The following is a 13,491-nucleotide window of genomic DNA, read 5'->3' on the forward strand; positions in this document are numbered from 1 at the left end:
TAGTAGTCAACGAGAGTAATGCGTGCGTTCCCACGCCTCTCGAGGGGGCGGCGTATACGGAAAGTCTCGTATGCGGAGAGCGGCAACGCATATGTCTTCCGATACCGCCGAGCGGTATCCCCTTATGCCACAACAGGATGCACACGATTCTGCGGTTGTCAACCCCCACCGCTGGCTCGTTGTGGCCCTGACCTGCGCCGTTGATCGCGCCGTTACCGAGTCGCATGTTAAACTGTGAACATCGAAAGGGGCACGGGACAGATGATTTTTAAGGTCGGAGACACCGTCGTTTACCCCCACCACGGAGCGGCGTTGATCGAAGCTATCGAAACTCGCACCATCAAGGGTGTACAAAAGGAGTATCTGGTCCTGAAGGTCGCTCAAGGCGACCTGACCGTTCGGGTTCCCGCTGAGAACGCAGAGTATGTCGGCGTCCGCGACGTCGTCGGCCAGGAAGGCCTCGACAAGGTTTTCCAGGTGCTGCGTGCACCGCACACCGAAGAGCCCACCAACTGGTCTCGCCGCTACAAGGCCAACCTCGAGAAGCTCGCCTCCGGCGATGTGAACAAGGTGGCCGAGGTCGTTCGTGACCTCTGGCGTCGCGAGCAGGATCGGGGTCTCTCCGCTGGTGAGAAGCGAATGCTGGCCAAGGCCCGGCAGATTCTCGTCGGTGAGCTCGCGCTCGCCGAGGGTACTGACGCCGAGCGGGCCGACACTTTGCTCGACGAGGTTCTCGCCGCGGCCTCCTGAACGTGAACGCATTGCACGGCGCCAGTCGTGTTGTTGCGCTGGTTCCTGCCGCTGGCATGGGCGTGCGCCTCGGTGAATCCACACCGAAGGCCTTCGTTCCGGTCGGCGGCAGTCCCATGCTCGCACTCGCGCTACAGGGGCTGATCGCCTCCGGGTCCGTCGACGAGGTGGTGGTGATGGTGCCCGCCGAACTCGTCGACCAGACCCGTGCACTACTGCCGGTCAGCGAAATTCCGATTCATGTGGTGCCCGGCGGCGCCGAGCGCACCGATTCGGTCCGGGCAGGTCTCGATGCCGCGCCGGACGCCACCCTGGTGCTCGTTCACGATGCGGCTCGCGCGCTCACGCCGCCCGCGCTCATCGCGCGGGTGGTCGCCGAACTGCGTGCGGGCGCGCCGGCCGTGGTGCCCGCGCTACCGGTCACCGACACCATCAAATCCGTGGATGCCACGGGTGCGGTCACCGGAACGCCCGATCGATCCACCTTGCGCGCCATACAAACTCCGCAGGGCTTCGATGCGCAGCTTTTGCGCGCGGCCTATGCGACCACCACCCAGGCGACCGATGATGCGGGCCTGGTGGAACTTCTGGGCGCCGTCGTGCGCACGGTGCCGGGTGATGCGCTGGCCTTCAAGATCACCACGCCCTTGGACCTGGTACTCGCTAATACACTGGTGGCACAGGGTGGGATTGCCGTCCCCGTAAAGCAGCGTGACCAGGACCGGGAGGCGGTGGCGAACTCATGATCGACCCCACCGCCATGCGCGTCGGAATCGGCAGTGACGTGCACCCGATCGCGCCCGGCCGGGCCTGCTGGATGGCCGGTCTGCTGTTCGACGACGACAGTGGTTGCGAGGGCCATTCCGATGGCGATGTCGCTGCTCACGCGCTATGCGATGCGCTGTTGTCGGCCGCCGGTCTGGGCGATGTCGGCGCGGTGTTCGGCACCGGCCGTCCCGAATGGGAGGGCGTGTCCGGCGCGGCCATGCTGAAGGAAGTGCGGCGGCTGCTGGATGAGTCCGGCTTCACAATTGTCAATGCGGCTGTACAAGTAATTGGCAATCGGCCCAAGATCGGTCCGCGGCGCGCCGAGGCGCAACAGGTGCTGGGCGAGATTCTGGGTGCACCGGTGTCGGTCTCCGGCACGACCACCGACGGTCTGGGACTCACCGGCCGTGGTGAAGGCGTGGCGTCGGTCGCCACCGCCCTGCTGTGTTGTCGGTCCTGAACCGCCTCCGCAATTCCCTTCGCGGCTGACCTATGCCGTATCCGCCCGCCTTCCGCCATATCTCAACAGCTAGGATGCCTGGTCGTGACTCTGCGCCTGTTCGACACCGAGACGCGGACCCTGCGTGATTTCATTCCGCTGGTCCCCGGCCACGCTTCGGTGTACCTGTGCGGCGCCACCGTGCAGGGCGAACCCCATATCGGACATGTGCGCAGCGGCGTCGCCTTCGACGTGCTGCGACGCTGGTTGAGCGCCAATGGTTCCGATGTGGCCTTCGTCCGGAACGTCACCGATATCGACGACAAGATTCTGAACAAGGCCGCCGAGCACGGCCGCCCGTGGTGGGAGTGGGCCGCCACGCACGAGCGGGCCTTCGATCGCGCGTACGACACGCTCGGGGTGCTGCCGCCGTCCGCGGAACCGCGGGCAACCGGCCACATCACCCAGATGGTGTGCATGATGGAGCGGCTCATCGAGCGCGGGCACGCGTATCCGTCCGAAGGCAATGTCTATTTCGACGTGGTGAGCTTCCCGGACTACGGCAAGCTGTCCGGACATCGGCTCGACGATGTGCACCAGGGCGAGAGCCTCGGGCAGGGCAAGAAGGATCCGCGCGATTTCACGCTGTGGAAGGCCGCCAAGCCCGGTGAGCCGAGCTGGCCGTCGCCGTGGGGTCCGGGTCGCCCGGGCTGGCATCTGGAATGCTCCGCCATGGCCGAGTACTACCTCGGGGCCGAATTCGATATCCATTGCGGCGGAATGGATTTGATCTTCCCGCACCATGAGAACGAGATCGCGCAGTCGCGTGCCGCCGGGGACGGGTTCGCCCGCTACTGGCTGCACAACGGCTGGGTGACCATGGGCGGCGAGAAGATGTCCAAATCGCTGGGCAATGTGCTGTCCATTCCGAATGTGCTGCAGCGGGTGGGTGTTCGGCCCGTCGAGCTGCGCTACTACCTGGGCAGCGTGAGCTATCGCTCCATGCTCGAGTACTCCGACCACGCGCTCACCGAGGCCGCGTCCGCCTATCAGCGGATCGAGGCGTTCATCCAGCGGGTGGGCGAGCGCACCGGGGATATTCTCCCGGGGACCTGGACCGAGGCCTTCGCCGACGCGTTGAACGACGATCTCGGAGTTCCCAAGGCGCTCGCCGAAATTCACCGGCTGGTGCACGAGGGCAACAAGGCCGTCGAGGCCGGCGATCTGGACACCGCGCGCGTGCTGGCCGGGCAGATCCGGACCATGCTGGGAATTCTCGGCGTGGACCCGCTGGATCCGCACTGGGCCGCGCCCGCCGATTCGTCCACCGCCGTGGCGGCGCTGGATGTGCTGATCGGCGCGGAACTGGAGCGGCGGCAGCAGGCTCGGGCCGATAAGGACTGGGCGGCGGCCGATGCGGTCCGCGATCGCCTGAAGGCGGCGGGGGTAGAGGTCACCGATACTCCGCGCGGCCCGGAATGGTCGCTGACCAAGGAAGAACGCTGAGTTCGGCCGGGTCCTCCGGCAGAACAGGGTCTCGAGATACTCGAGGCGAGACATGACACGGCTGACGCCGGGTCGAACACTGCCCTCGGGCAGCCAAGCGCTGTCTTCGGGCGGCACAGATATTTGGGCGCAGCCGTTCGCTGCGCCGACCGGATGCAGGTTTCCCGCATGATCGACGGAGCGCGGGTTCTCCCGTGACCGGCCGACTGCGGGTTCCCCGCGTAATACGGAAGGCGAAGTAATGGCAGGCAATTCGCAGCGACGCGGTGCGACCCGCAAGGACGGCACCAAGAAGGGCGCCGTCGTCGGCTCCGGCGGCAAGCGCAGCCGCGGGCTCGCGGGCCGGGGCGCTACGCCGCCCGCGGTCGAGCGCACCAAACATCCCGCGGCCAAGCGGGCCAAGGCGGCGGCGAAGGCGAAGACCTCCGCCGCGGACGCGCGCAGCCGCAATGCGAGCCGTCCGATCGCCGGGCGCAAGGACAACGAGGGCCCGGAGCTCGTGCTCGGCCGCAACCCGGTGGTGGAGTGCCTGCGCGCGGAGGTCCCGGCCACCGCGCTGTACGTCGCGGTGGGCACCGAGAACGACGACCGGCTCACCGAATCGGTGAAGATCGCCGCCGATACCGGCATCACCATTCTCGAGGTGCCGCGCAGCGACCTGGACAAGATGAGCCGCAACGGTATGCACCAGGGCGTCGCCCTGCAGGTGCCGCCGTACCGCTACGCGCATCCGGACGACATGGTGGCGCGCGTGCGGGCCTCCGGCGAGCCGGCCCTGCTGGTGGCGCTCGACAATATTTCCGACCCGCGCAATCTGGGTGCGGTCATTCGCTCGGTGTCCGCGTTCGGCGGTCACGGCGTGGTCATCCCGCAGCGGCGCAGTGCCAGCGTCACCGCTGTCGCATGGCGCACCAGCGCCGGTGCGGCAGCTCGCCTGCCCGTCGCGCGCGCCACGAATCTCACTCGCACCCTGAAGGATTGGGCGAACGAGGGCTACCAGATCGTCGGCCTGGATGCCGGCGGCGATACCCATCTGGACGAATTCGACGGCAGCGCACCGACTGTCATCGTGGTCGGCTCGGAAGGTAAAGGCCTGTCCCGCCTGGTTCGCGAAACCTGCGACGCCATCATCTCCATTCCGATGGCCGGTCCGGTGGAATCGCTCAATGCCTCCGTGGCGGCGGGCGTGGTCCTCGCCGACATCGCGCGCCAGCGCCGCGTCTGAGCCCGGCCGCCCCCGAATCGCCTCCGGCACAATCCGATCGGCGATCGGGGGCGGGCCTCGCGATATCGGCCGCGACACGCGGAACGGGGTGTCGCACAACCGAACACTGCGAGTCCGCAGGGCAATTCCGCCGCCGCGAACGTAAAATCAGGCGGTGGTCATCCCTCAGCAGCCCATCGGCGCACCCACCGAGCACGAGTACGCGACGGCGGTGTTGATCATGGGAGCGCTCAGCGTGTTCTGCTGTGGCGCACTGGGGCCGGTGGCCTGGGTCATGGGGCGGCGCGCACTGAACGAGATCGAGGCGTCGGGCGGCGCCTACGGTGGCCGGGTGCAGGTGGTGGTCGGCTACGTGCTGGGCATCGTCGGGACCGTGTTCATGGTCCTGTTCGGAATCCTGTTCCTGATGATGGTCGTCAGCGGAAGGGCTTGAGGCTCAGTCCACCAGCGCTCAGTCCAGTCCGGGCCGGGGCGCACTGCCGGTGACGGCATCCCAGGCGGGCCATTCGGAGCTGACGCTCCCGGTCCACTTCGGCGGCCTGCGGTCCTTGAGCGCGGCCACACCTTCGCCGCCGTCGGAACTCTTGGCTACATAGTCGTTGAGTTCGGTTTCCAGGCGGCCCACGGTTTCCGGCGTCATGGCGGGCGCCTCCCACAGCAACCGCTTGGACAGCGCCACCGGGAGCGGCGCGGAACCGTGCGCGATATCGTGCGCCACCGCGAGCGCGGTCGGCAGCACCTCGCTGGCGGGCAGGCAGGAATTGGCCACACCGAGGACCTGCGCCTCTTCCCCGTCGAAGGTGCGGCCGGTGAGCAGCAGATCGGCGGCATTGGCATTGCCGACCAGCCGGGGCAGCGTCCAGTGCGCGTAGCCGCCGGCGATCGCACCGCGGCGGACCTGGTTGAGGCCGTACACCGCATCGCGCGCCACGTACCGCAGATCGCACTGCAGCGCGATTTCCAGGCCGATGCCCACCGCATGCCCGTTCACCGCGGCGATGACCGGTTTACGAATGCGGAAGGGCGGCGGATCGATGAGCCCGTTCACCTCGCCGGACTTCAGGGACAGATCCGCGCCCGCGCAGAATGCGGGCGGCGTGCCGGTGATGACGACCGCGCCGATCGCATCCTCGGTATCGCAGCGCCGGAGCGCCGCACCGAGTGCCGCCGCCATCTTCGGCGTGAGCGCGTTCTGCTGAGCAGGCCGGTTGAGCGTGAGCACAGCGACCCCGTCGGACACGTCCACATGCAGTTCCGAACTCATGACCGAATCCTAAACGCAATCGCCACCCCGCCCCGCCCGATTACACCCCCCGCACCAGCTTCGAGTTCGCGGCCCGCCCCGTTCTGGACTGAGCGGAGCAATGCCGCGCAGCGGCGAGCGCAGGGAGGGAAGAACGGGGTAACAGGGCCGCGAACCCGCCGGAGCGGAGCGGAGGCAAATAGACACAGCACCCGCCGGAGCGGAGCGGAGGCAAATTAACGCAGTATCTGGCGGCCGATCGCGTACTTGTGCACCTCGGTCGGGCCGTCGTAGAGACGGAAGGCGCGCATATCGCGGAAGATCATCTCCACCACGGTTTCATCGCTGATGCCGATACCGCCGAGCACCTGCACACAGCGGTCGGTGACCTTGAACAGTTCCTCGGAGACGAACGATTTGGCGATGGAGCTCTCGTGCCGGGCCTTCTCGCCCTGATCCATCAGCCAGCAGGCGTGCCAGATGGTGAGGCGGCACTGGTGCAGCGCGATCTCATTGTCCGCCAGCATGAACGACACGCCCTGGTGCTCGCCGATCGGCTTGCCGAAGGCGGTGCGGGTCTTGGCGTAGTCGATGGCGATGGACTGCGCCCGCTCGGCCGCGCCCAGCCAGCGCATGCAGTGCGTGAGACGGGCCGGGGCGAGCCGCAATTGGGCGTACCGCAGCGCCTGGCCGGTCTCGCCGAGCACGGATTCCCTGGGCAGCACCAGGTTTTCGAAGCGCACCACCGCATGGCCGCCGACGTAATTGCGGTCCATGGTGTTCATGATGCGTTCGATGACGATGCCGGGTGCGTCGCCGTCGCACAGGAAGAGGGTCGGGCCCGCGGGCAGGTGCGGGTTATCGGCCAAGCGCGCCATGATGATCCACGTCTTCGCGCCGTCGGCGCCGGTGATCAGCCATTTGCGGCCGTTGATGGTGAAGTTCTCGCCGTCGAAGGTGGCGGCGGTGGTGAGCTGGTTCGGGTCGCTGCCCGCGCCGTCCGGTTCGGTCATGGCGAAGACCGAACGCTGGTGGCCGTCGATGACCGGTTGCAGGAAGCGCTCGGTCTGCTCCTGATTCGCGACCTTGGAGAGCAGGAACATATTGCCCTCGTCGGGTGCGGCGCAGTTCATGGCGACCGGGCCGAGGGTGGACCAGCCGGCCGCCTCGTAGAGCACGGCCTGCTCGATATGGCTCAGGCCGCGGCCGCCGAGTGCGAGGGGCGCCTGCACGGTCAGCAGCTTTTCGGCGCGTGCCAATTCGACCAGCTCCTGGCGGAGTTCGTCGGTGGGGCCGTGCGCGGTCAGCCGCGGATCACGCTCGTAGGGGACGATCTTGTCGATGACGAATTGGCGTACCCGATCGCGTTCGGCGGCGAGTTCGGCGGGAATCGTGAAGTCGATCATCGTTGGTCACCATTCATTCCGGGTTGCGTGCGAGCCGAGCATACGATGCGCCGGTTCCGAGACTGAAGGCACCCGCCATCAAACAAGTGTCCGGCGCAGGAAATCTTCGACTTCGGCCCGATAGGCGGCTGGTTGATCGTCGTGCACGAGGTGGCCCGCCTGAGCGATCACGACATGCCGGGCATCGGGATGCAGCTCGGCCATCCGCCGCATCTGACCGGGCGGGGTGATGGTGTATTCACCCTCGATCAGCAGGGCTGGGGCGGTGATCGACTTCCACTGGGCCCAGAAATCCCGGGTGCCCCACTCCTCCGAGATATCACGGAAGGTGGACACCTCCCCGTGCAGCCGATAGCCGTCCGGGCCGTGCGTGAACGAGTCGAGGAAGTAGCGGCCAGCCACCGGGCCGAAGAACTCCAGTACCGCAGCGTCATTCGGGAACGGCTGCGGCCAGGCCCCGATCACCGCGGCCCAGTGTTCGGCGGTGCGGCCCTGGAAGTCCGGGGCCATATCCTCGACCACGAGCGCGCGCACCCGATCCGGATGCGCGGCGGTGAACATCCACGCGTGCAGTCCGCCCATCGAATGCCCGATCACCACCATGGGTTCGGTGATCCGCGCGGTGGCCGCCGCGAGGTCCGCGACAAACGCCTCCGTGGTCGGTTCGTCCGGTGCGGGGCGGCCGTGCCCGGCCGCGTCGAACGTGTGGACATGCCCGAACTCGCGCAGCCACTCCAGCTGACCTCGCCAGGTGCGAGCGCTGCCCATCAGCCCGTGCAGCAGCAGGATCGGTACGCCTGTGCCACCTTCGTCATTAAACATCGCTTCGACGATACGTCCGATTCGCGTAGTACATTCGGGCGCATGGCAGTCGTGAAGATCAATGCAATCGAGGTTCCCGAGGGCTCCGGCCCCGAGCTGGAGAAGCGTTTCGCGCAACGCGCGCACGCGGTCGAGAACTCCCCCGGGTTCCTCGGCTTCCAGCTGCTTCGCCCGGTCTCCGGCGACAACCGCTACTTCGTTGTCACCCATTGGGATTCCAACGACTCCTTCGAGGCGTGGCGCGACGGCCCGGCCCGCAGCGCGCACGCGGGCGGCGAGAACCGGCAGCCGGTCTCGACCGGCGCCTCGCTGCTCGAGTTCGAGGTTGTCCTCGATGTGCAGAGCAAGGCCTGATCAACCGGGTCGCACTACTTCACGAACGCACGGAACAGGCAGTGCCGGTGCGTCACCGGCACTGCCTGTCGCAGTGAATCGAAAAACTCTGCCCGAGATCAGGACTCGAAGGTCGCGTCCAGTTCGATATCGTCGACGCCCGCGAGCGCCTTGGAGATCGGGCAGCCCGCCTTCGCACCCGCGGCGGCCTCGAGGAAGCCGGCCTCATCGATGCCCGAGGCGCGGCCGACCACGGTCAGCTTGATCTTGGAGATGCGAAAACCGCCGACCGGATCCGGGCTCAGGGTGACGTCTGCGGTGACGTCCAGGCTCTGCACGGTGCCGCCGGCCGCGCCGACCTGACCCGAGAGCGCCATGGCGTAGCAGGAGGAGTGCGCGGCCGCGATCAGCTCTTCGGGGCTGGTGGTGCCGTCGGCATTGTCGGCGGCACGCTTCGGGAAGGAGACGTCGTACTTGCCGACGCCGGAGCTCACCAGCTCGACCTGACCGGAGCCGTCCTGCAGCCCGCCGGTCCAAGCGGTGCGCGCGGTACGTGTAGGCATCACTGTCCTTTCGATGAATGGGTTGACCAACTCTCGGGGCTCTCAGTGGCTTCGCCCCCGAACCCCCGAAAGCCCGACGCGTCGAACGTACTCCGGTCAGACCGCGGCGGCGGCGCGCTGGTCGAGTTGTGCGAGCACTGCGGGCCAGGACTGTTCGTGGCGGTCGCGGGATTCGGCATTGGGAAAGCCGGCGTGGGTGAGCAGCACGGCGGTGCCAGCGCCATGGGGCGAAAGTTCCACGGTGAGAACTGTTTCCGCGCCTTCGGTGCCGCCCGCCCCGGTCACCCACGTCAGTTCCACCAGGCGCTCGGGCTCCAGCCGCAGGAAGCGGCCGTAGTGCGGATGGCCGCCGCCCGCGGTGAAGAAGAACGGCTCGTTCACCGCGGGCCGGGACAGCACCGAACCCGGATCGGCGAACCAGAGGCTCAACTGGCTGGTGCACATGCGGTACAGCTCGTAGGGCGAGGCCGCCATGATGCGCTCGGCGACCAGGAAGAACGGCCGCTGGGAGAGATCGGGAGGCCGGATCGGCGCAACGTCCATGGCGGAGCACGATACGCCAGCACTATGCCGCCGCTGCCATGGACAGCGGCGGCGTAGTGCGCGTGCCGCTCAGACCATGTCCCGGCGGTGGATCAGCCAGATCGTGCCCGCCACGAAGAGCGCGGTGTAGGCGGCGAGGATCAGCAGGGACTGGTCGCGGGTGAGGATGTCCAGCACACCCGGGGTGGCCGGGCCGGTGGTCGTGCGCAGCGAACCGGCCAGAGATCCGGCGGCCGTACCGGGCAGGTGATCGGTGAGAGCCCTGATGGGAGTGAAGATTCCGGCTACGCCGCGCAGCAGGTTCTCCACCACCAGCACCCACACCAGGCCGAGGCCGACAGCCAGGGCCGGACCGCGAGCGATCGCGCCGATCAGCGCGCCGGCCAGTGTCCACATACCCAGAATGGCTGTGCCCGAGACGATTCCGAGCAGTATCCGGCCCACCGACGGCAGTGCCAGGGACTGCCCCTGCGTCGAGGCGATGAGCGCCGCCACTCCGGTATCCACGACGAACGCGACCAGCACCAGCGCGACCACCGTCGCCGCCAGGCTCAGCACGACGCCACCGACGGCCGCCGACCGCGAAGGGCCTTGGCTGAGAACGGTTTTCCAGGTGCCCCAGCCGTAACCGCTGCCGACGGCCAGTGCGCCGAGCACCAGCATGAGCGCGCCGCCGAACATGGCCATGCCCTGGGTGAAGACCTCCGGCACCGCGGCCGGGAGCATCTGCTGCAGCAGCAGATCACGGGGCTGACCGTTGGACATCCGGGTGCTGGTGCCGGAGGTGTAGGCCAGATAGTTGAACAGATAGGCGAAGGTCAGGTTCAGCAGGATCCAGGTGCCGAGCACGATCCAGAAGGCGGGCCACTTGCGCAGTCGCAGTACTTCGGCCCGGATGCTTGCCAGCAGGTCGGTCATTTCGCCGTCTCCGTCATCTCGAAAAACACTTCTTCCAAAGACTTTTCGTCGCTGCGCAGTTCCAGTAGATCCGCGCCCGCGCCGATCACCGCACGTGCCACCGCGGGCGCCATTGCCACACCGGCAGCAACTCTGATGCCGGTGGCGGTCAGCAGTGCGGACTGATCCCCGACCACCGCGCGGACCGCGGGGAAGGCCAGTTCGAGGGGTTCGGCACGCAGGAAAAGCGATGCCGCACCGCGTAATTCGCGCACCGTGGACTCGGCGAGCAGGCGTCCGCCGGAGATCACGCCGACACGGTCACAGATCTCCTGCACTTCACTGAGCAGGTGACTGGACAGCACGACGGTGTGCCCGTCGGCGGCGAGTCCGATAATGAGTTCCCGCATCTCCGCCATGCCCGCCGGATCCAGGCCATTGGTGGGTTCATCGAGAATCAGCAGGTCAGGGTGGCCGAGCAGAGCCGCACCGACACCGAGACGCTGCTTCATACCGAGTGAGTAGGTGCGGAATCTGTCAGTGCCGCGGTCGGCCAGGCCGACCCGGGCCAGCACCTGCTCCACCTCCTCGCGACCGGCGCCGCGATACTTGGCCAGCACGCGCAGATTGTCGCGACCGGACAGGTACGGGTAGAAACCGGGGCCTTCGATGAGAACGCCTATGCGGCGCAGGTTTTCGGGAGCACCGAGGCGCTCGCCGAGTACTTTCGCGGTGCCGCTGCAGGGCCGGATGAGGCCCACCAGCATGCGCAGTGTGGTGGTCTTGCCGGCGCCGTTCGGGCCGAGGAAGCCGTAGATCTCACCACGGCGGACAGTCATGCTCACGGCATCCACGGCGGTGTGGGAGCCGTAGCGTTTGGTCAACCGGCCGGTCTCGACGATCGCTTCGTTCATACTTCAAGAATCCGCCGCGAACTGCGGGGAAACATCCGCCGCACAGCGTGATCCGGCGTACGTATCTCGACGTATTTACCGCCGAGACAGTGCCGCGAAGGCCGCTACGGCGCTACCGTTCAGCTATGGAGACTCGTGCGGCACGGTGGCGGGATGTGCTGCTCGCACTGGTGGTGGCCGCGATACAGCTCGGCGCGGGCACGCTCGCCAACGCGCACCAACCTCAGATGCGACAGCTCGACCTGCTCGGATATGCACTGCTGGCCGGTGGACCGCTGCTGCTGACGCTGCGGCGACGGTATCCGTATCCGGTGTTCTACGGAACGCTGGCGATCACCGCCGCCTACCTGCTCATCGGTTACGGATACGGACCGGTCTTCTTCTCGCTGGTGATTTCCTTCCTCACCGCGGGCATCATCGGATCACGCTGGTACACATATTCTTTCGTGCCACTCGGATATCTGCTGATGGTGTGGCCGGCGCCGGGATGGCGCGGCTACAGCACCGATGCCTGGCAGGAATTCGGGCTGCTCGCCTGGCTGATCGTGCTCGTCGCCATTGCCGAGGGCATCCGGCAGGCACGCGCGGCCGTGCTGGCGCGAAAGGAACGCGAGGCGGAAGTCGAGCGCAGCGAACACGCACAGCACGAGCGCGAAGCCGCCGAACGCGCCCGGGAACAGGCCGAGCGCGAACAACGCGCCAGCGAGGAGCGGCTCACCATCGCCCGCGAACTGCACGATGTGCTCGCGCACAGCCTCTCGCTCATCAATGTGCAGTCCTCGGTGGCGCTGGAACTCATCGACCGGCGGCCCGAGCAGGCCGCGACCGCGCTGGCCGCCATCAAAACCGCCAGCAAGGAGGCGCTCGGCGAGGTGCACGCCCTGCTGCGCTCCATCCGGTCCGGGACCAGCAGTGTGGCCGCACCCACCACACCGACCATCGGCATCAGCGATCTGGACGGGCTCACCCAGCCCGCCCGCGCCGCCGGGCTGCAGGTGCGCACCATTGTGACCGGGCCGGTGAAGCGCCTGCCCTCGGTGGTGGATGTCGCTGCCGCGCGCATAGTGCAGGAATCTCTCACCAATGTGGTGCGCCACGCACCCGGCGCGAGTGTGCTTGTCTCGGTGCGGTATTCGGTCGACCGGCTGCAACTGTGCGTCGAGAACACCAGGCCGGAGCGCGCGGCGACCGGGGTGTCCGGCGGCGGGCACGGCATTATCGGAATGACCGAACGGGCGAGCGCACTCGGCGGGCGACTGCTGGCCGAGCCCAAGGTCGGCGGCGGTTTCCGGGTCGAGGCCCGGCTGCCGATTCACCTGGCCCGCCCCGAACCGGCCGCCTAGGCTGCCCGATGATCGCGGGAATTCGGACGGCTCACCTCGATGGCACAGCCGAAACCGGTTGCGCAGGAGAGGCATATCGAACCGGCGGCTGCGCAGCGGCCGTGCGAGAGGAGGTTTCGTGAGTATTCGGGTCGTGATCGCCGATGATCAGGCGCTGGTACGCGCCGGATTCGCGGCACTGCTGGACGCGCAGGACGATATCGAGGTAGTCGGCGAGGCCGCCAATGGCGAAGAGGCGGTGCGGCTGGCCCGGGAACTCGGCCCGGATGTGGTGCTCATGGATATTCGCATGCCGGTGCTGGACGGGCTGGCCGCCACCCGCGAAATCGCCGCGGCCCCTGAACTTTCCGAGGTACGGGTGGTGGTGCTGACCACCTTCGAACTCGACGAGTACGTCTTCGAGGCCATGCGCGCCGGGGCCACCGGATTCCTGGTGAAGCACACCGAACCCGCCGATCTGGTGAAGGCCGTGCGTGTGGTGGCCGACGGTGACGCCCTGCTCTCCCCCAGCGTCACGCGGCGGCTCGTCGCCCGAACTCACCGAGCGCGAACGCGAGGTCATGGCCCTCGTCGCCGAGGGCCTCACCAATGCCGAAATCGCCCAGCGCCTTTACCTGAGCCCCGCTACCGCGCGGACTCACGTCAGCCGCATTCTGCTCAAACTCGGTGCGCGCGACCGGACACAACTGGTGGTGCTGGCGTACGAATCAGGCCTCGTCCGACCCGGTTGGCAATAGCG

Annotated in this window: 15 protein-coding genes and 1 pseudogene; 9 read left to right on the forward strand and 7 right to left on the reverse strand. The window is 67.3% G+C overall.

Features of this window, described 5'->3' with window-relative positions:
• The first annotated feature begins 261 nt into the window (after window positions 1–261).
• The 6 genes from OG716_RS29175 to OG716_RS29200 all read left to right on the forward strand — a co-directional run bounded on the left by OG716_RS29175 (window position 262) and on the right by OG716_RS29200 (window position 5,121).
• Window positions 262–750 (forward strand): CarD family transcriptional regulator, encoded by a 489-nt coding sequence (locus OG716_RS29175; protein ID WP_297607767.1) that lies wholly within the window; start codon window positions 262–264, stop codon window positions 748–750.
• An 11-nt stretch (window positions 751–761) separates the two neighbouring features.
• On the forward strand, window positions 762–1,496 hold the full coding sequence (gene ispD / locus OG716_RS29180; protein WP_405139975.1) for a 2-C-methyl-D-erythritol 4-phosphate cytidylyltransferase: 735 nt from the start codon (window positions 762–764) through the stop codon (window positions 1,494–1,496).
• 14 nt (window positions 1,497–1,510) lie between these two features.
• Window positions 1,511–1,978, forward strand: coding sequence for a 2-C-methyl-D-erythritol 2,4-cyclodiphosphate synthase (gene ispF / locus OG716_RS29185; protein ID WP_355130280.1), 468 nt, complete (start codon window positions 1,511–1,513; stop codon window positions 1,976–1,978).
• Between the two features lie 84 nt (window positions 1,979–2,062).
• Window positions 2,063–3,463 carry a cysteine--tRNA ligase gene (cysS, locus tag OG716_RS29190; RefSeq protein WP_405133772.1) on the forward strand — a complete coding sequence of 467 codons (1,401 nt, stop codon included), beginning with the start codon at window positions 2,063–2,065 and terminating at the stop codon, window positions 3,461–3,463.
• Window positions 3,464–3,704: 241 nt separating this feature from the next.
• Window positions 3,705–4,688: a 23S rRNA (guanosine(2251)-2'-O)-methyltransferase RlmB gene (gene rlmB, locus OG716_RS29195; RefSeq protein WP_355130226.1), complete on the forward strand. Its 984-nt coding sequence runs from the start codon at window positions 3,705–3,707 to the stop codon at window positions 4,686–4,688.
• Between the two features lie 154 nt (window positions 4,689–4,842).
• Window positions 4,843–5,121 carry a DUF4190 domain-containing protein gene (locus OG716_RS29200; RefSeq protein ID WP_355130224.1) on the forward strand — a complete coding sequence of 93 codons (279 nt, stop codon included), beginning with the start codon at window positions 4,843–4,845 and terminating at the stop codon, window positions 5,119–5,121.
• 18 nt (window positions 5,122–5,139) lie between these two features.
• On the opposite strand, the gene OG716_RS29205 is transcribed toward OG716_RS29200, so the two are convergent.
• The 3 genes from OG716_RS29205 to OG716_RS29215 form a co-directional block, all read right to left on the reverse strand.
• Window positions 5,140–5,952 carry an enoyl-CoA hydratase/isomerase family protein gene (locus OG716_RS29205; RefSeq protein ID WP_405133773.1) on the reverse strand — a complete coding sequence of 271 codons (813 nt, stop codon included), beginning with the start codon at window positions 5,950–5,952 and terminating at the stop codon, window positions 5,140–5,142.
• Between the two features lie 215 nt (window positions 5,953–6,167).
• Window positions 6,168–7,337: an acyl-CoA dehydrogenase family protein gene (locus tag OG716_RS29210; RefSeq protein ID WP_405133774.1), complete on the reverse strand. Its 1,170-nt coding sequence runs from the start codon at window positions 7,335–7,337 to the stop codon at window positions 6,168–6,170.
• A gap of 78 nt (window positions 7,338–7,415) precedes the next feature.
• Window positions 7,416–8,159, reverse strand: a complete 744-nt coding sequence (locus OG716_RS29215) for an alpha/beta fold hydrolase (RefSeq protein ID WP_405133775.1) — start codon at window positions 8,157–8,159, stop codon at window positions 7,416–7,418.
• 42 nt (window positions 8,160–8,201) lie between these two features.
• On the opposite strand from OG716_RS29215, the gene OG716_RS29220 reads away from it, so the two are divergent.
• Window positions 8,202–8,513 carry an antibiotic biosynthesis monooxygenase gene (locus OG716_RS29220; protein WP_355130217.1) on the forward strand — a complete coding sequence of 104 codons (312 nt, stop codon included), beginning with the start codon at window positions 8,202–8,204 and terminating at the stop codon, window positions 8,511–8,513.
• Window positions 8,514–8,611: 98 nt separating this feature from the next.
• Here the strand turns inward: OG716_RS29220 and OG716_RS29225 are convergent, their stop codons facing one another.
• The 4 genes from OG716_RS29225 to OG716_RS29240 all read right to left on the reverse strand — a co-directional run bounded on the left by OG716_RS29225 (window position 8,612) and on the right by OG716_RS29240 (window position 11,409).
• Complete coding sequence (locus OG716_RS29225; RefSeq protein ID WP_405133776.1) at window positions 8,612–9,055, reverse strand: OsmC family peroxiredoxin; 444 nt, start codon at window positions 9,053–9,055, stop codon at window positions 8,612–8,614.
• 96 nt (window positions 9,056–9,151) lie between these two features.
• On the reverse strand, window positions 9,152–9,598 hold the full coding sequence (locus OG716_RS29230) for an SRPBCC domain-containing protein (protein WP_405133777.1): 447 nt from the start codon (window positions 9,596–9,598) through the stop codon (window positions 9,152–9,154).
• A 69-nt stretch (window positions 9,599–9,667) separates the two neighbouring features.
• On the reverse strand, window positions 9,668–10,516 hold the full coding sequence (locus OG716_RS29235; protein WP_405133778.1) for an ABC transporter permease subunit: 849 nt from the start codon (window positions 10,514–10,516) through the stop codon (window positions 9,668–9,670).
• A complete protein-coding gene (locus OG716_RS29240; protein WP_405133779.1) occupies window positions 10,513–11,409 on the reverse strand; it encodes an ABC transporter ATP-binding protein in 897 nt (298 codons plus the stop codon). Before OG716_RS29240 ends, OG716_RS29235 begins: the two co-directional genes overlap by 4 nt.
• Window positions 11,410–11,534: 125 nt before the next feature.
• Between OG716_RS29240 and OG716_RS29245 the strand changes: the two genes are divergently transcribed.
• Together OG716_RS29245 and OG716_RS29250 are read left to right on the forward strand one after the other, a co-directional pair.
• Window positions 11,535–12,752, forward strand: coding sequence for a sensor histidine kinase (locus tag OG716_RS29245; protein ID WP_405133780.1), 1,218 nt, complete (start codon window positions 11,535–11,537; stop codon window positions 12,750–12,752).
• A gap of 118 nt (window positions 12,753–12,870) precedes the next feature.
• Window positions 12,871–13,489 (forward strand): annotated as a pseudogene (locus OG716_RS29250) (response regulator).
• Window positions 13,490–13,491: the final 2 nt, after the last annotated feature.

This window comes from Nocardia sp. NBC_01388 (assembly GCF_045040085.1).
Classification (GTDB): domain Bacteria; phylum Actinomycetota; class Actinomycetes; order Mycobacteriales; family Mycobacteriaceae; genus Nocardia.